The following is a 16,427-nucleotide window of genomic DNA, read 5'->3' as shown; positions in this document are numbered from 1 at the left end:
GCCCTCATATTGACCCAGCAAAGGGAGCAAGTAATGAACAACTTTAATCTGCACACCCCAACCCGCATTCTGTTTGGTAAAGGCGCAATCGCTGGTTTACGCGAGCAAATTCCTCATGGCGCCCGCGTATTGATTACCTACGGCGGTGGTAGTGTGAAAAAAACCGGCGTCCTCGATCAAGTTCTGGATGCACTGAAAGGTATGGACGTGCTGGAGTTTGGCGGTATCGAACCAAACCCGGCTTATGAAACGCTGATGAACGCCGTAAAACTGGTTCGCGAACAGAAAGTGACTTTCCTGTTGGCGGTTGGCGGCGGGTCCGTGCTGGATGGCACCAAATTTATCGCCGCAGCGGCTAACTATCCGGAAAATATTGATCCGTGGCACATTCTGCAAACGGGCGGTAAAGAGATTAAAAGCGCTATCCCGATGGGCTGTGTGCTGACGCTGCCAGCGACCGGTTCTGAATCTAACGCGGGCGCGGTTATCTCCCGTAAAACCACTGGCGACAAACAGGCGTTCCATTCTGCCCATGTTCAGCCGGTATTTGCCGTACTCGATCCGGTTTATACCTATACCCTGCCGCCGCGCCAGGTGGCTAACGGCGTAGTGGACGCCTTTGTGCACACAGTAGAACAGTATGTGACCAAACCGGTTGATGCCAAAATCCAGGATCGCTTCGCAGAAGGTATTTTGCTGACGCTGATCGAAGATGGTCCGAAGGCCCTGAAAGAACCAGAAAACTACGATGTGCGCGCCAACGTTATGTGGGCGGCGACCCAAGCGCTGAACGGTTTGATCGGCGCTGGCGTACCGCAGGACTGGGCAACGCATATGCTGGGCCACGAACTGACCGCGATGCACGGTCTGGATCACGCACAAACTCTGGCTATCGTCCTGCCTGCACTGTGGAATGAAAAACGCGACACCAAGCGTGCGAAACTGCTGCAATACGCTGAACGCGTCTGGAACATCACCGAAGGTTCCGACGACGAGCGCATTGACGCCGCGATTGCCGCTACCCGTAACTTCTTCGAGCAATTAGGCGTGCCGACGCATCTTTCCGACTACGGTCTGGACGGCAGCTCTATCCCGGCATTGCTGAAAAAACTGGAAGAACACGGCATGACCCAACTGGGCGAAAATCATGACATTACGCTGGAAGTCAGCCGCCGCATCTACGAAGCCGCCCGTTAAGCTTTTTACGCCTCAAACTTTCGTTTTCGGGCATTTCGTCCAGACTTAAGTTCACAACATCTCACCGGAGCCTGCTCCGGTGAGTTCATATAAGGAGGAACGTATGGCTAATCCAACCGTTATTAAGCTACAGGACGGCAATGTCATGCCCCAGCTGGGACTGGGCGTCTGGCAAGCAAGTAATGAGGAAGTTATCACCGCTATCCAAAAAGCGTTAGAAGTGGGTTATCGTTCAATTGATACCGCCGCAGCCTACAAGAACGAAGAAGGTGTCGGCAAAGCCCTGAAAAATTCCGCACTTAACAGAGAAGATCTGTTCATCACAACGAAACTGTGGAACGACAACCACAAGCGCCCCCGCGAAGCCCTACTCGACAGTCTGAAAAAACTCCAGCTTGATTATATCGACCTCTACTTAATGCACTGGCCCGTTCCCGCAATCGACCATTATGTCGAAGCATGGAAAGGAATGATTGAGCTGCAAAAAGAGGGATTAATCAAAAGTATCGGCGTCTGCAATTTCCAGATCCACCATCTTCAGCGCCTGATTGATGAAACTGGCGTGGCGCCTGTTATTAACCAGATAGAACTTCACCCGCTGATGCAGCAACGTCAGTTGCATGCCTGGAACGCCACACACAAAATCCAGACCGAATCCTGGAGCCCATTAGCCCAGGGTGGGAAAGGCGTATTCGATCAGAAAATCATTCGCGATCTGGCAGATAAGTATGGCAAAACCCCGGCACAGATTGTTATCCGCTGGCATCTGGATAGCGGACTGGTCGTAATCCCGAAATCGGTCACCCCTTCACGAATTGCTGAAAACTTCGATGTCTGGGATTTCCGTCTCGACAAAGACGAACTTGGTGACATTGCAAAACTCGACCAGGGTAAACGCCTCGGCCCCGATCCCGACCAGTTCAGCGGCTAACGCACAAATTCTCCCGGTAGCGGTAATGTTCCGCTACCGGACTTTTCAGAAATCATTTATTCCCCTCGCCTCCCGCCCGTTGTTACTCTCCCCTGTTCAGGAACACCAGATATAAGGACATCATCATGCGGAGCTGGAAGCTCTTAAAGGAACAACTCATCTACACCAGGGATAAACGCAATGGAGAGGTGAAAAACAGATGAAAATAATGGTTCTGTTTTTGGCAGCCTTTTTGAGTTTTACCCTCCAGGCGCAATCCCCCTCGCTAACCGCTGAACAAACAGTCAGGCAGATTTATCAACACTATACCGGTGGGGCTAGTGTTCCTTATTTCGCTGATAACAGTGAGCAAGCAATAACATCAACGCGAATGCAAAAGGCACTAACCTTGAATGACAATCTCACACTGCCGGGTAATATTGGCTGGCTGGATTACGATCCGGTTTGCGATTGTCAGGATTACGGCGATCTGGTGTTAGAAAGTGTCGCGGTTACTCAAACGGATGCCGATCACGTAGATGCCCTTGTGCGCTTTCGTCCCTATAAAGACGATAAAGAAAAGACCACGCAAACACTGAAGATGGTGGCAGAAAATGGTCGTTGGGTGATTGACGATATTGTCAGCAATCATGGCAGCGTCTGGCAGTCGGTTAATGGTGAGAATGAAAAAATATTGGCGCTACTGGCATCGCTGCAAAAAGAGCAACCTGAAGCCTTTGTCGCCGAGTTGTTTGACCATATCACTCATTATAGCTGGCCCTGGACGTGGGTTGTTTCCAACACCTATCGCCAGGCTGTTAATGCCTTCTATAAAACTACCTTCAAGACTGACAGTAACTCCGATGAAGATATGCAATTAGAGCGGCAATTTATCTACGACAACCCAATCTGTTTTGGCGAAGAGTCGTTATTTTCACGCGTTGATGAAATTCGTGTGCTGGAGAAAACTGCCGACTCCGCTCGTATTTATGTTCGTTTTGTATTGACCAATGGCAACAGCGAAGAGCAAGAATTTGTTTTACAGCGGCGTGAAGGTAAGTGGGAAATTGCCGATTTTATCCGCCCAGGCGGCGGAAGTTTACTTAAACAGATTGAAGCGAAGACTGCCGCCAGATTACAGCGGTGAGCGGAATAATTAATACCAGATAAAGGAAACTGGAAATGAATAATCAACTGTTACTCTTTTTTCTAATGTTCATACTCACAGGCTGCGTCAGTAATGAAAAAATCAGTCATGTAGAAAATGATATTCATCTGATAAATATAAAAGTCGATCAACTCCAACAGGAAATCAACGCTTTACGTCAGGAAATTCAGGTAGCGAAAGAAGCGGCAGAAAAAGTTAACACACGGCTGGATGATGCCGGAAGATGGCCAGACGGAATTTGGGCGCACCCGCCACGGTGGTAATACTCCACTAAACATCAATCAACTATTAATCATAACAATAAAAAACAGGGAGAAATAAATAATGAAAAAGACTTTCAGCGTGGGAACACTAATTCTGGTAACTGGCTTATTAAATGGGTGCGTCAATGAGCAAAAGGTCAATCAACTGGCGAGCAATGTGCAAACATTAAATGCCAAAATCACCCGACTTGAGCAGGATATGAAAGCATTACGCCCACAAATCTATGCGGCAAAATCTGAAGCTAACAGAGCCAATACGCGTCTTGATGCGCAGGACTATTTCGATTGCCTGCGCTGCTTGCGTATGTATGCGGAATGACAAAACAATCCCCGGCAGCATTCTGTTACCGGGGATTTTTTTTAACGTCCGACCGCTGCTTTAGGGCGTTTCTTCGCGCCAGCATTCACCGGACGAGATTGCGTAGACGACGCTTTTTTTGCCGTAGCAGGCGTCTGACGCTGGGTCGCCATCGGCGTATGTTTAGTCAACGCCGGACGGGTATTGCGGTTCTGACGGCGAGCTTCGCGCATCTCTTCAATGGTTGGCGCAGGCACTAAGCAATCGCGACGGCTGCCAATCAGATGCTTTTTACCCATTGCTTCCAGCGCCTGGCGGATTAACGGCCAGTTTGCCGGATCGTGGTAACGCAACAACGCTTTATGCAAACGACGCTGCTTGTCGCCCTTCGGTACGAAGACGTCTTCACTCTTATAACCAATCTTCGCCAGCGGGTTTTTCCCGGTGTAATACATGGTGGTCGAGTTAGCCAGCGGCGATGGGTAGAAGTTCTGTACCTGGTCGAGGCGGAAGCGATGCTTTTTCAGCCACAGCGCCAGGTTCACCATATCTTCATCACGCGTACCCGGGTGCGCGGAGATGAAATAGGGGATCAGATACTGCTCTTTACCTGCCTGTTTGGAATAGGTATCGAACAGCTCTTTAAAGCGGTCATAACTGCCCATGCCCGGCTTCATCATCTTCGATAACGGCCCTTCTTCGGTATGTTCCGGGGCAATCTTCAGATAACCACCTACGTGATGGGTCGCCAGCTCTTTGATATAGCGCGGGTCTTCCACGGCAATGTCGTAACGCACGCCGGAAGCGATCAGGATCTTCTTGATACCTTTGAGATCGCGAGCACGGCGATAGAGATTGATGGTCGGTTCGTGGTTAGTGTCCATATGCGGACAAATATCCGGGTAAACGCACGACAAACGGCGACAAGTTTGCTCGGCGCGTGGCGATTTGCAGCGCAACATATACATGTTGGCAGTTGGCCCACCGAGATCGGAAATCACGCCAGTAAAGCCTGGAACAGTGTCGCGGATCGCTTCAATCTCATTGATGATCGAATCTTCCGAACGGCTCTGAATAATGCGCCCTTCATGCTCGGTAATAGAGCAGAAAGAGCAGCCGCCAAAGCAGCCGCGCATAATATTGACCGAGAAACGAATCATTTCGTAAGCCGGAATACGGGCGTTACCATAAGCCGGATGTGGCACGCGCTTATACGGCAGCGCAAAGACGCTGTCCATCTCTTCGGTAGAAAGAGGAATAGCAGGCGGGTTGATCCACACATAGCGGTCGCCATGTTTTTGCATCAATGCCCGGGCGCAGCCTGGGTTAGTTTCGTGGTGCAGAATACGCGAAGCATGGGCGTACAGGACTTTATCGCCCTTCACTTTCTCGAAAGAAGGCAGCAACACGTAGGTTTTTTCCCACGGTTTCGGGCGCGGTGGCTGCACGGTAACGGCTTTGGCTTCTTGTTTTTTCGGCGCCACCGGTTTGTTATCCGCGCACGGCAAATCTTCGCCATACGGATGCGGGATCGGGTCGATTTTGCCCGGGGTATCGAGACGGGTGGAATCCACGCCGCTCCAGCCTGGCAGCGCCTCTTTCACGATAATCGCGGTATTACGCACATCGCGGATTTCGCTAATCGGCTCGCCCATTGCCAGACGGTGCGCCACTTCCACCAGCGGACGCTCACCGTTACCGAACATCAGCATGTCGGCTTTAGAATCCACCAGCACCGAGCGGCGCACGGTGTCAGACCAATAATCATAATGTGCTGTACGACGCAGGCTGGCCTCGATACCGCCGAGGATCACCGGCACATCTTTCCACGCCTCTTTACAACGCTGGGTATAAACCAGTGTGGCGCGATCCGGACGCTTACCTGCGACGTTATCCGGCGTGTAAGCGTCGTCATGACGTAAACGGCGATCGGCAGTGTAACGGTTGATCATCGAGTCCATATTGCCTGCGGTAACGCCGAAAAACAGATTCGGTTTACCCAGACGCATGAAATCGTCTTTGCTGCTCCAGTCCGGCTGGGCGATGATCCCAACGCGAAAGCCCTGCGCTTCCAGCATACGACCGCAAATCGCCATCCCGAAGCTTGGGTGATCGACATACGCGTCGCCAGTAACCAAAATGATGTCGCAGCTATCCCAGCCAAGTTGATCCATCTCTTCACGAGACATCGGCAAAAACGGTGCCGGTCCAAAACAGGCGGCCCAGTACTGCGGCCAGGAGAACAGGTCGCGATCCGGTTGGATCAGGGAGATAGAGCTCATTTTGCTTCCAGAAATGGTAAAAAAATAATCAAAGGCCGGGGATTATACGCTGTATCACGCGCGGAAATGAAGTGATGTTGATAAACGGTGACGAAATACCCTGGTGAAGTTTTCACTGCCGATCGGGGCAAACACATTTAAGGCTAGCGGTATCGTGGCAACTGCCGCTACTATTTATGCCGATCAGCAACGTTCAGGTCATGTTGCACGACGATCGGCTATCCGAGGACACCCACAGTAAGGCAAGGTATGGAACAGGTTATTACAAAGCGCCGCTATTACGATATTGGTCTACAGATTGAAGAGTTGCTGTATTCAGGCGTATTCAAAGCCGGAGAGCGCTTACCTTCAGAACGTGAACTGAGCGAGCGGTTTAATACCAGCCGGACTACCATTCGTGAAGCCATCATTATGCTGGAACTGAAAGGCGTACTGAATGTGAAGCAAGGGTCAGGGATCTTCTTTGTCGATTCCACCGATAAGCTCAATCAGAAATCATTAATGCCTTATTCAGAAATTGGCCCGTTCGAACTGTTGCAGGCGCGCCAGGTGATCGAGAGCAATATTACCGGTTTTGCAGCCAGCCAGATCAGCTTTAACGAATTACAAGAATTAAAGAAAATCATTAGTTTGCAGGAAAAGGCGATCGCAGCGGAAAGTGATAAATTTGAAGAGCTGGATCACCGATTTCATAGCCTTATTGCCGAAGCAACGCAAAATCGTGTGCTGATCAAACAAGCCGCCGAATTATGGCGGGCAGTGCGCACAGAAAACCCCCGCTGGAAGAAGCTGAACTACAAGTATTTGCACGAAAAGCCTTTGCGTCTGCAATGGCTGGAAGATCACCGGGCTATTGTTCTTGCGCTGCAACAGAAAGATTCAGAGCTTGCCAGAGAAGCGTCCTGGAACCATCTGGAAAACAGCAAAAATGAACTGATCAAAATCTTCAAACAAGACGCTTCCATTAGCGACTTTGATGACTTTTTCTTCGCTCGTTAACCTTCATTTATCCAGAGCTGACGTGAAAAATGACGCTGGCTCTGCATCCCCCCTCACCTGGTACACTCTATCTTGTTAATTGGTCTAATGAATTATCAACGGACTGATGATAAAGCGCGCTTTGCTCGTGCCGAATGCAGCGTGAATACCTAATCTGGCATAAAAAATTAAAATTAAATACATTACACAATCATCGCCAGCCTGATCAGCGTAGCGCATCAGGCAGTTTTACGTTTGTCATCCATCTCAAATCACTTCCTCTTGTTCTGTTCCGTACTTTTACCTTTCTCTGCAAGCGTGATGCATCTCTCTGTTTTTGGTCTAATGAATTATGTAAATTGGTCTACACACACCAACTACCAGGAGTAAGCACATAATGTCAGGGAACGAGAGCATCACTGTCGCCCACCATGATCAGGTCACCACCTGGCCTCGAGACGGGTTACAGGCTGATATTGTCCATATTGGTTTTGGCGCTTTTCATCGCGGACACCAGGCTGTCTATACTGATCTTACTAATCAGCTTTCGAACACCCGCTGGGGGATCTTTGAAATCAACCTGTTTGGTGATGCTCAACTGATCGAAAACTTAAATGCGCAAAATGGGCTGTTTTCGGTGGTGGAAACGTCTGCATCGCAATCTACCTCACGCCTTGTACGCTCGGTGACTGGCGGTATCCATACCCCCGTGGACGGTATTGCCGCAGCAATCCAGAAATTGACTGAACCTCAGGTAAAAATCGTTTCATTAACCATCACCGAGAAAGGCTATTGCCTCGATTCGCAAACGCGATCACTTGATCTCACCAATGGATTAATCAAACACGATCTACAAAACCCGGATGCGCCTCAGTCGGCTATTGGCTTGATCGTCTGTGCTTTGCAACAACGTAAAGCAGCCGGACTTGCCGCTTTTAGTGTGCTCTCCTGCGATAACTTGCCTGACAATGGGCATCTGACGCGAAATGCCGTTCTCGGTTTTGCCCGCCAACTGGACCAGTCCCTGGCTCAGTGGATCGAAGAAAATGTCTCATTTCCAGGCACGATGGTCGACCGCATTGTTCCGGCAATGACCGAATCGCAATTCGCCTTACTGGAAACTAAAACTGGTTATGCCGATCCCTGCGGGATTGTCTGCGAATCATTTCGCCAGTGGGTGATCGAAGATAATTTTGTGCATGGGCGACCGGAATGGGATAAAGCAGGTGCGATGTTTGTCAGCAATGTTCAGCCTTACGAAGAGATGAAGTTACGCATGTTAAACGGTAGCCATTCATTTCTGGCTTATAACGGCTCACTGGCAGGCTATGAATTTATCTGGCAATGCATGGAAGACGCTAATTTTCGTTCCATTACCCGCCATCTGATGATCAATGAACAAGCCCGAACACTTAATCCTGATTTAAATATCGACGTCCAGGAATACGCCGACCTGTTAATTGAACGCTTTAGCAACCGTAATGTTGCACACCGTACGGGGCAAATCGCTATGGATGGTTCGCAAAAGCTTCCCCAGCGTGCGCTAACTCCCTGGCTTAAATTGCATCAGCAAAAGCAAAACAATGCTGTTCTGTCACTGCTCGTTGCTGGTTGGTTGCATTATGTCATTGAAGCTGTTGAGAAAAGCCAGTCTGTCGCTGATCCAATGAGTGAACAATTTCATGCGCTAATAAAGGAACAACAAGACGCATGGCAACAGGCGCTCGCATTACTGCACCTTAGCGCCATATTTGGTGAATTAAGTAATCATCAGCCCTTTATAAATGAAATAAAAATTGCCTTTGCAAATATAAAAAACAAGGGCATCAAGGCCACAATCAGCCAATTATTATCGGACGAGCAGAAATGAAAACATTAATTTGTCAGCAGCCTGGCGTTATGGAGTATGTGGAAAAGGATATTCCCGTGCCAGCAGATAACGAAGTGCTATTAAAAATTAAAGCCGTGGGTATCTGTGGTACGGATATTCACGCATTTGCCGGCAGACAGCCTTTTTTTAGCTACCCACGTGTATTAGGTCATGAAATATGCGCCGAAGCAGTTTCACAAGGCAGTCAGTGTCAAACGGCACAATCAGGCCAGCGCTATTCCGTTATCCCATGCATTCCGTGTGGCGAGTGCGCTGCCTGTCGGGAAGAGAAAACGAACTGCTGTGAACGTGTTTCGCTGTATGGCGTGCATCAGGATGGGGGTTTTAGTGAGTACCTTGCGGTACGTGAAGACAACCTTGTGCCGCTCCCTGACGAGGTCAGCGACAGCGCCGGCGCATTGGTTGAATGCTTCGCCATTGGAGCACATGCCGTTCGTCGGGCTGAGATCAAGGCTGCACAAAACGTACTGGTGATTGGCGCCGGGCCAATCGGTCTGGCAACAGCAGCCATCGCCCGGGCTAAAGGGGCGCAGGTTGTTGTTGCTGATATTGATAGTCAACGTCGCCAGCACGTTGTGGATAATCTTGCTATTAATGCCTTCGATCCCACACAGGAAGATTTTATTGCCGCGCTTCGTGAAACCTTTGGCGGCGACCTGGCTTGCGTCGTACTTGATGCTACGGGAAATAAAGCCTCGATGAGTCAGGATGTCAATCTTATTCGTCATGGCGGCAAAATTGTTTTCATCGGTTTGTATATCGGTGAACTCGTTATTGACGATCCGACTTTCCATAAAAAAGAGACAACGTTACTCAGTAGTCGCAATGCCACACGGGAAGATTTCACGTTAGTTATTGAACTGATGCGCAGCAATAAAATTCACGAAAACTTAATGAAAAACCAGGAATTTAATTTCTTTAATGTTGGCGAAAATTACCAACGTAACGTTGTAGAAAATAAAAATATGGTCAAGGGTGTGATCACTTTTTAAGGGAACAAAGATGACAACTGTTTATGTCGGTGAAGCAAATTTAAAATCACTGGTACACCACAAATTATATACTGCCGGGCTGGATACTAACACCGCACAACAAGTTACGGATGTTTTAGTACATGCCGATATTACCGGTGTGCATTCTCACGGTGTTATGCGTGTCGAACATTATTGCACTCGCCTTGCTGCCGGAGGGTTAAATAAAACCGCGCAATTTAGTATTGAGCAAATATCACCGTCAGTGGCCATTCTCGACTCTGATGACGGGATGGGGCATTCAGCATTAATTAGCGCCACAGAGCACGCCATCAAACTGGCACAGGAAGAAGGTCTTGGGTTTGTTAGCGTTAAAAACGCCTCTTACTGTGGCGCGTTGTCTTATTTTGCAGAGATGGTCACCAACCAAGGATTGATTGCTATCGTAATGACGCAAACCGATACCTGCGTAGCGCCTCATGGCGGTGCCGAGCGCTTTTTGGGAACTAACCCCATCGCCTTTGGCTTTCCGGTGGAAAGCAGCCACCCGATGATTGTTGATATGGCGACCAGTGCCACTGCTTTTGGCAAAATACTTCATGCAAAAGAAACTGGCAAACACATTGGTGAAGGACTGGCGATAGATAAAGACGGTAATGGCACCACTGATCCGCATAAAATTGAAAACCTGTTACCTTTCGGTCAGCACAAAGGTTCAGGCATTGCGCTGGCTATAGATGCACTGACTGGCGTGCTGATGAATGCGAATTTTGGTAACCATATTGTTCGCATGTATGGCGATTATGACAAGATGCGTAAGCTGGCAAGTTTGGTTATTGCCATCGATCCGAAAAAGCTCGGCAATCCTGTTTTTGCTGAAACTATGGCGCAAATGGTCACGGAACTTCATGCCGTTAAACCGGTTCCCGGCGTTGAAAAAGTATTAGCACCGAACGATCCACAAATGCACTATAAAGAAAAATGTCAGCAGGAAGGTATTCCCGTTCCGGCAGGGATTTTCCATTATCTGACAGAGAATTAATAATCTCTTTTTATTCTAACGATAGAAAAGCGCTGTATTTATCGTTTCTGTTATATTAACCAGGAGCAGGATATGAAAGCACTTCGTCCTCTGACGGCATCGCTTATGCTGTTGACCAGTTGTTTATTAATTTCCAATACCACACTGGCAAAAACAACATTAAAACTCAGTCATAATCAGGATAAAAGCCATGCTGTCCATAAAGCATTAAGCTATTTAGCTGATAAAACCAAAGAATATTCTAATGGTGAACTAGTTATTCGTATTTACCCAAATGCGACATTGGGTAACGAGCGCGAATCACTGGAACTAATGAACTCTGGCGCATTGCAGATGGTGAAAGTGAATGCTGCGTCACTGGAATCTTTCGCCCCGGATTACAGTCTTTTCAGTCTGCCTTTCTTATTCCGCGACCGTGAGCATTATTATCGCGTTCTGCAAAGCGATTTAGGTAAACAAATACTCAAGTCATCAGAAAGCAAAGGTTTTGTGGGTATTACGTATTATGACGGCGGTGCGAGAAGTTTTTATTCCAATAAACCGATTACAAAACCTGAAGATTTAGCAGGAATGAAAATTAGGGTTCAACAAAGCCCCAGCGCCATTGCAATGATGAAAGCACTTGGCGGTGTCGCCACACCGATGGCTCAGGGAGAACTTTACACTGCGCTCCAGCAAGGTGTTGTTGATGGCGGAGAGAACAATACCGTTGTCTATTCTGATATGCGTCACGCCGAGGTGGCAAAAGTCTATTCACGTGATGAACACACCATGGTGCCTGATGTGTTAATTATTAGCACCAATGTGTTGAATAAACTTGGCGACAAAGAGCGTACGGCATTATTAAAGGCAGCCGATGAATCAATGATGCAAATGAAAGATGTCATCTGGCCTGCCGCTGAAAAAGAAGCCTACGACAAAATGAAAGAGATGAACGCAACAGTGGTTGATGTTGATAAATCCGCTTTCAAAGAACGCGTAAAACCGCTATACGATGAATTTAAAGCAAAAGATGCACAATCGGCCAAAAACCTTGAGCAAGTAGAAAGTATGTAACCCTAATGGGCAGGTAATCCCTGCCCTTTCATGGAAGACTTATGCGCACACTCACTCATATTCTTAATAAGATCCTTGCCGGATGCTGCTGTATTATTCTCGCCATTATGGTGTTCTGCGTAACATGGCAAGTTATTGCTCGTTTTATTTTTAACGCTCCCAGCACCGTGCTTGATGAATTTACCCAGATTTTATTTATGTGGATGATTTTACTTGGCGGTGTATATACCGCTGGGTTAAAAAAACATCTGGCGATTGATTTGTTGGCTCAGAAACTTCCTGCGGCATCTGTTCTGACGCTTGACAGTTTTATCCAAATTATTATTACCGTTTTTGCAGTTATTTTTATGATCTATGGAGGAAACATTGTTGTTGAAAAAGCACAACATGTTGGACAAATTTCTCCTGTATTAAAATGGCCGATGGATAAGGTCTATTGGGTTATGCCTGCCAGTGGGCTTATTCTGGTCTGGTATTCAGTGATGAATATTATTGACAACTATCGTAAACGGAATTCTCATTAACGAGGGAAGTATGGACTTTGAATATATCTACCCCGTCTTAATTTTATTTGGCAGTTTTGCCGTCATGCTGGCAATAGGTGTGCCAATTACTTTTGCTATTGGCCTTTCTTCACTGTTATCTATTATTACTGCCTTACCTCCCGATGCCGCCATTTCTGTGATTTCGCAAAAAATGACAGTGGGACTGGATGGCTTTACGTTATTAGCCATTCCCTTTTTCGTGTTAGCCGGAAACATTATGAATACCGGAGGCATCGCCCGACGGCTGGTTAACCTGGCGCAAGCATTAGTTGGACGTCTGCCTGGCTCACTGGCTCATTGTAATATCCTTGCAAACACGCTGTTTGGTGCTATTTCAGGTTCTGCTGTTGCGTCAGCCGCCGCGGTAGGTGGGATTATGTCACCACTGCAGGAAAAAGAGGGCTATGATCCGGCGTTCTCTGCGGCAGTGAATATTGCCTCTGCCCCCATTGGTCTGATGATCCCACCGAGCAATGTGTTGATTGTTTATTCCCTCGCCAGTGGAGGCACTTCTGTTGCAGCGTTGTTCTTAGCTGGATACTTGCCAGGCATTCTCACCGCTGCTGCTTTAATGTTTGTGGCGGCTCTTTATGCACGACGTAACCATTATCCAGTGGCAGAACGCATCAATTTTCGTCAGTTTTTGCAAATATTCCGTGAATCAATACCCAGCCTGATGCTTATTTTTATCATTATTGGCGGTATTATCGCGGGGGTATTTACGCCCACAGAAGCATCGGCAATAGCAGTAATTTATAGTTTATCCCTGGCGATGATTTACCGGGAAATCACCCTTAAGAAGCTCAATGATATTCTGTTAGATTCGGTGGTAACCAGTTCAATTGTTCTGTTACTGGTAGGCTGTTCGATGGGGATGTCATGGGCCATGACGAATGCTGATGTGCCTGAGTTAATCAACGAATTGATTACCAGCGTTTCGGATAACAAATGGGTCATTCTTCTTATCATTAATATTATTCTGTTGATCGTTGGCACCTTTATGGATATCACACCAGCGATCCTGATATTTACACCTATTTTTCTGCCGATCGCCCAACATCTGGGGATAGATCCGATTCACTTCGGCATTATTATGGTTTTCAACTTAACCATCGGTCTTTGCACACCTCCTGTCGGTACCATTCTGTTTGTTGGTTGCAGTATTGGCAAGGTCAGTATCGACAAGGTAATAAAACCATTGCTGCCGATGTTTCTGGCATTGTTTGTGGTGATGGCAATGATTTGTTATTTCCCGCAGCTCAGTCTGATGCTGCCTGGGTTATTTTCAACCTGACAAACAGACGGGCCTGAATGATTCAGGCCCGTCTGTTTACGTCTTTACTCACTGTGAGGACTGCATATCGCCAGGAGATTTAATTGGTCCATTACGGTATCGGATTGACCAACAGCTGCCCTATCGAGCCGCGATCGGCCATTTCCAGCGTCTGGCTATTAAAGTAGAACGGGAAGTGCGCCCAGGAAGGCTGACCGAAATAGACAAGCAGCTCCACTTGTCCGTCGACCCAAACGGTATCTTTCCAGCCTCTGTCTTCCGGGAACGGCATTGCGCCGTTAACGTTGCGGATCTGGAACATCACGCCTTCAATATGGAACGCTTGCGGTTCATCTGCTCGTACGGTCCAGCGCTCCCATGTTCCTTGCTGCGCGGTGACATCAATACGGTTGACGTCCCACAGCTTTCCATTGATACCTGGGTCATCACTCAGACTGATATCACGGCTGCGAATCGGCGAACCGGCCATGATTTCGGTTGGCAGCAGGCGCATCGGAAGACTGTCTGTGACCAGCGGCAGAAGACCGGTTGGGCGCAGCGTTAGCACCAGCGTGGAAACCAGAATGCTGGATGGCTCAAAGAAGCCACGAATACGATCAACAATGCTCGCCGCTTCGCCACAGGTGATAGACACTTCATCACCGTTGCTCATATCCACCAGAATCTCGCGGCGCTCGCCCGGTGCCAGCGAAAGTTGCTTCACCGACACTGGCGCAGGCAGGAATCCCTGATCGCCAGAAATCACATGTAACGGGCGACCATCGCTCATCTGTAGTTGATAGCGACGAGAGTTCGACGCGTTCAGCAGTCGCAAGCGCACCCAACCACGCGAGACTTCAACGTACGGGCTTTGCACACCGTTGACCAATAACGTATCGCCAACAAAGCCGCCGCTTCCTGGCTCGCTGTATTCCGGCGTGCCAAAGTTATCCAGCCTTTTATCCTGGATAATGACTGGAAAATCATCCACGCCATAATGGTTAGGGATTGGCAGCGACTTGCTGACTTCATCTTCCACCAGCCACATTCCGGCAAGGCCGTTATAGACCTGCTGTGCCGTGCGGTTGGGGGTATTGGCGTGATACCACAAGGTCGCTGCGTTCTGGCGAATGGGGAGTACGGGCGCCCAGTCAGCGTTTGGCGACATCATGCGTGCCGGACCGCCCATCAGTGGGCCTGGCACCTGTAGCCCGGCCACCGTCATTGAGACATTTTCTGTCAGTCGGTTGCTGTAAATCAGCTTAACATCATCGCCCTTCCAGACGCGGATAGTCGGCCCAAGATAGCGACCATTGATACCCCAAACCGACGCGCGCGTTCCTGGCGTAAATGACCAGTGCGCACGCTGTACGGTCATAAACAGCGGTTGCCCACGGCGAGATTCAAGCAGCGGCGGAACGGGCAATGGTTGCTGTTGACCGGCTGCGCTGGCCTTCAGGGGGACAGCACCTGCACAGAGTGCAATCCCCGATGCCTGAATGAACTGACGCCGACTGAGTGACATATTTGCTCCATGTAAAACTGGCTAAAGTAATACCGTGCAGGAAAGTGTTCCCGCAAAAAACAGATTGCCGACTTAAACTTTTCCGGCGGCTTCGCGCTCTGCGACTTCTTTATCGAGCTCGGCGATTTTTTGTTCCATTATCGAACGACAATGGGCAGCCAGCTCGCGAACCTGATCTTTACCATATTGACTGACATCAATTGGCGGCAGCATTTCTACGATCACTAAACCATTATTCAGTCGGTTAAGATTAATCTTATTCGAAGTCGTGGAAACACACACGGGAATAATCGGAACGCCTGCGGCAATCGCAGCATGAAATGCCCCTGTTTTAAACGGCAGCAGACCGCGACCACGGCTGCGCGTTCCTTCCGGAAACATCCAGATGGAGATACGGCGTTTTTTGAAATGATTCACCACTTCGGCGATCGTGCCGTGCGCTTTAGTGCGATTGTTTCTGTCGATCAATAAGTTACCGGTTAACCAGTACAACTGCCCAAAGAAGGGGATCCATAGCAAACTCTTTTTACCCACAGTGACTGTCGGCGGCTGCACGATGTTTGATGCCGTCACCATGTCATAGTTGTTCTGGTGGTTAGCGATATAGATAGCATTGCCGTAGCTTTCAGCATCAGCAGGTTTGCGACATTCGACCTTCAGGCCGTACAGCGGCGCAAGACGACCAAACATATGCCCGAAGGTAGCCACATGCTTCGGATTACGCGGGCTGAAAAGGCAGTAAATAGAGCCGAATACACAGACTAAGATGCTGTAAATAACGGTAATAATAAGACGAAAGATATATAGCATAACACCCTCTGAAGATCTGAGAGACTGGCATTGTACGTCACCTGAAATCAGGTTAGGGCATTGTTAAAAGCCGCTCTCTGGAAAAACGTATTGTTAATCGCAACGCATGAATAAACAACGGTTTCAAGGGAATTTTTATTGTTTATACAGACTAAATGCGGCACCGGATGACGACTTCAACGTTTCATCCGGTTCACCTTTTTGACAGGAGAAGGTAT

Annotated in this window: 15 protein-coding genes; 12 read left to right on the top strand and 3 right to left on the bottom strand. The window is 48.4% G+C overall.

Annotated features, from left to right (window positions below; translation table 11 throughout):
* Positions 1 to 33 precede the first annotated feature (33 nt).
* From yqhD to yqhH, 5 genes are all read left to right on the top strand, one after another.
* Positions 34 to 1,197: an alcohol dehydrogenase gene (yqhD, locus tag FEK50_RS08330; protein WP_131162515.1), complete on the top strand. Its 1,164-nt coding sequence runs from the start codon at positions 34 to 36 to the stop codon at positions 1,195 to 1,197.
* Between the two features lie 103 nt (positions 1,198 to 1,300).
* Positions 1,301 to 2,128, top strand: a complete 828-nt coding sequence (dkgA, locus tag FEK50_RS08325; RefSeq protein WP_131162516.1) for a 2,5-didehydrogluconate reductase DkgA — start codon at positions 1,301 to 1,303, stop codon at positions 2,126 to 2,128.
* Positions 2,129 to 2,327: 199 nt separating this feature from the next.
* Entirely contained in the window at positions 2,328 to 3,254 is a 927-nt protein-coding gene (locus FEK50_RS08315) for a YbjP/YqhG family protein (RefSeq protein WP_131162517.1), read from the top strand.
* A 35-nt stretch (positions 3,255 to 3,289) separates the two neighbouring features.
* On the top strand, positions 3,290 to 3,538 hold the full coding sequence (locus tag FEK50_RS08310) for a hypothetical protein (protein WP_131162518.1): 249 nt from the start codon (positions 3,290 to 3,292) through the stop codon (positions 3,536 to 3,538).
* A gap of 61 nt (positions 3,539 to 3,599) precedes the next feature.
* Complete coding sequence (gene yqhH, locus FEK50_RS08305) at positions 3,600 to 3,857, top strand: lipoprotein YqhH (RefSeq protein WP_130210313.1); 258 nt, start codon at positions 3,600 to 3,602, stop codon at positions 3,855 to 3,857.
* A 41-nt stretch (positions 3,858 to 3,898) separates the two neighbouring features.
* On the opposite strand, the gene FEK50_RS08300 is transcribed toward yqhH, so the two are convergent.
* Positions 3,899 to 6,118 carry a YgiQ family radical SAM protein gene (locus FEK50_RS08300; protein ID WP_000095187.1) on the bottom strand — a complete coding sequence of 740 codons (2,220 nt, stop codon included), beginning with the start codon at positions 6,116 to 6,118 and terminating at the stop codon, positions 3,899 to 3,901.
* 249 nt (positions 6,119 to 6,367) lie between these two features.
* Between FEK50_RS08300 and FEK50_RS08295 the strand changes: the two genes are divergently transcribed.
* The 7 genes from FEK50_RS08295 to FEK50_RS08265 all read left to right on the top strand — a co-directional run bounded on the left by FEK50_RS08295 (position 6,368) and on the right by FEK50_RS08265 (position 13,895).
* Positions 6,368 to 7,117 (top strand): FadR/GntR family transcriptional regulator, encoded by a 750-nt coding sequence (locus FEK50_RS08295; protein ID WP_130210319.1) that lies wholly within the window; start codon positions 6,368 to 6,370, stop codon positions 7,115 to 7,117.
* 376 nt (positions 7,118 to 7,493) lie between these two features.
* A complete protein-coding gene (locus FEK50_RS08290; protein ID WP_131162519.1) occupies positions 7,494 to 8,966 on the top strand; it encodes a mannitol dehydrogenase family protein in 1,473 nt (490 codons plus the stop codon).
* Positions 8,963 to 9,979 (top strand): zinc-binding alcohol dehydrogenase family protein, encoded by a 1,017-nt coding sequence (locus tag FEK50_RS08285; RefSeq protein WP_131162520.1) that lies wholly within the window; start codon positions 8,963 to 8,965, stop codon positions 9,977 to 9,979. The genes FEK50_RS08290 and FEK50_RS08285 overlap by 4 nt, the downstream gene beginning before the upstream one ends.
* A gap of 10 nt (positions 9,980 to 9,989) precedes the next feature.
* Entirely contained in the window at positions 9,990 to 11,000 is a 1,011-nt protein-coding gene (locus FEK50_RS08280; RefSeq protein ID WP_131162521.1) for an Ldh family oxidoreductase, read from the top strand.
* Between the two features lie 72 nt (positions 11,001 to 11,072).
* The gene (locus tag FEK50_RS08275) at positions 11,073 to 12,056 is read left to right on the top strand and encodes a TRAP transporter substrate-binding protein (RefSeq protein ID WP_130210327.1); all 984 of its coding nucleotides are present in this window, start codon (positions 11,073 to 11,075) and stop codon (positions 12,054 to 12,056) included.
* Between the two features lie 41 nt (positions 12,057 to 12,097).
* Entirely contained in the window at positions 12,098 to 12,580 is a 483-nt protein-coding gene (locus FEK50_RS08270) for a TRAP transporter small permease (protein ID WP_130210329.1), read from the top strand.
* A 10-nt stretch (positions 12,581 to 12,590) separates the two neighbouring features.
* Positions 12,591 to 13,895 (top strand): TRAP transporter large permease subunit, encoded by a 1,305-nt coding sequence (locus FEK50_RS08265; RefSeq protein ID WP_130210331.1) that lies wholly within the window; start codon positions 12,591 to 12,593, stop codon positions 13,893 to 13,895.
* Between the two features lie 91 nt (positions 13,896 to 13,986).
* On the opposite strand, the gene ftsP is transcribed toward FEK50_RS08265, so the two are convergent.
* Positions 13,987 to 15,399: a cell division protein FtsP gene (gene ftsP, locus FEK50_RS08260; protein ID WP_130210333.1), complete on the bottom strand. Its 1,413-nt coding sequence runs from the start codon at positions 15,397 to 15,399 to the stop codon at positions 13,987 to 13,989.
* Between the two features lie 72 nt (positions 15,400 to 15,471).
* A complete protein-coding gene (plsC, locus tag FEK50_RS08255; RefSeq protein ID WP_000965725.1) occupies positions 15,472 to 16,209 on the bottom strand; it encodes a 1-acylglycerol-3-phosphate O-acyltransferase in 738 nt (245 codons plus the stop codon).
* Between the last annotated feature and the right edge of the window lie 218 nt (positions 16,210 to 16,427).

Source organism: Escherichia sp. E2586 (assembly GCF_005781105.1).
In the GTDB taxonomy this organism is placed as follows: domain Bacteria; phylum Pseudomonadota; class Gammaproteobacteria; order Enterobacterales; family Enterobacteriaceae; genus Escherichia.
The sequence above is the reverse complement of the archived record's forward strand: the minus strand, read 5'-3'. Positions and strand labels throughout refer to the sequence as shown.

Coding starts and splice junctions, on each gene's coding strand:
- yqhD (WP_131162515.1), top strand. CDS start 34: ATGAACAACTTTAATCTGCACACCCCAACCCGCATTCTGTTTGGTAAA.
- dkgA (WP_131162516.1), top strand. CDS start 1,301: ATGGCTAATCCAACCGTTATTAAGCTACAGGACGGCAATGTCATGCCC.
- FEK50_RS08315 (WP_131162517.1), top strand. CDS start 2,328: ATGAAAATAATGGTTCTGTTTTTGGCAGCCTTTTTGAGTTTTACCCTC.
- FEK50_RS08310 (WP_131162518.1), top strand. CDS start 3,290: ATGAATAATCAACTGTTACTCTTTTTTCTAATGTTCATACTCACAGGC.
- yqhH (WP_130210313.1), top strand. CDS start 3,600: ATGAAAAAGACTTTCAGCGTGGGAACACTAATTCTGGTAACTGGCTTA.
- FEK50_RS08300 (WP_000095187.1), bottom strand. CDS start 6,118: ATGAGCTCTATCTCCCTGATCCAACCGGATCGCGACCTGTTCTCCTGG.
- FEK50_RS08295 (WP_130210319.1), top strand. CDS start 6,368: ATGGAACAGGTTATTACAAAGCGCCGCTATTACGATATTGGTCTACAG.
- FEK50_RS08290 (WP_131162519.1), top strand. CDS start 7,494: ATGTCAGGGAACGAGAGCATCACTGTCGCCCACCATGATCAGGTCACC.
- FEK50_RS08285 (WP_131162520.1), top strand. CDS start 8,963: ATGAAAACATTAATTTGTCAGCAGCCTGGCGTTATGGAGTATGTGGAA.
- FEK50_RS08280 (WP_131162521.1), top strand. CDS start 9,990: ATGACAACTGTTTATGTCGGTGAAGCAAATTTAAAATCACTGGTACAC.
- FEK50_RS08275 (WP_130210327.1), top strand. CDS start 11,073: ATGAAAGCACTTCGTCCTCTGACGGCATCGCTTATGCTGTTGACCAGT.
- FEK50_RS08270 (WP_130210329.1), top strand. CDS start 12,098: ATGCGCACACTCACTCATATTCTTAATAAGATCCTTGCCGGATGCTGC.
- FEK50_RS08265 (WP_130210331.1), top strand. CDS start 12,591: ATGGACTTTGAATATATCTACCCCGTCTTAATTTTATTTGGCAGTTTT.
- ftsP (WP_130210333.1), bottom strand. CDS start 15,399: ATGTCACTCAGTCGGCGTCAGTTCATTCAGGCATCGGGGATTGCACTC.
- plsC (WP_000965725.1), bottom strand. CDS start 16,209: ATGCTATATATCTTTCGTCTTATTATTACCGTTATTTACAGCATCTTA.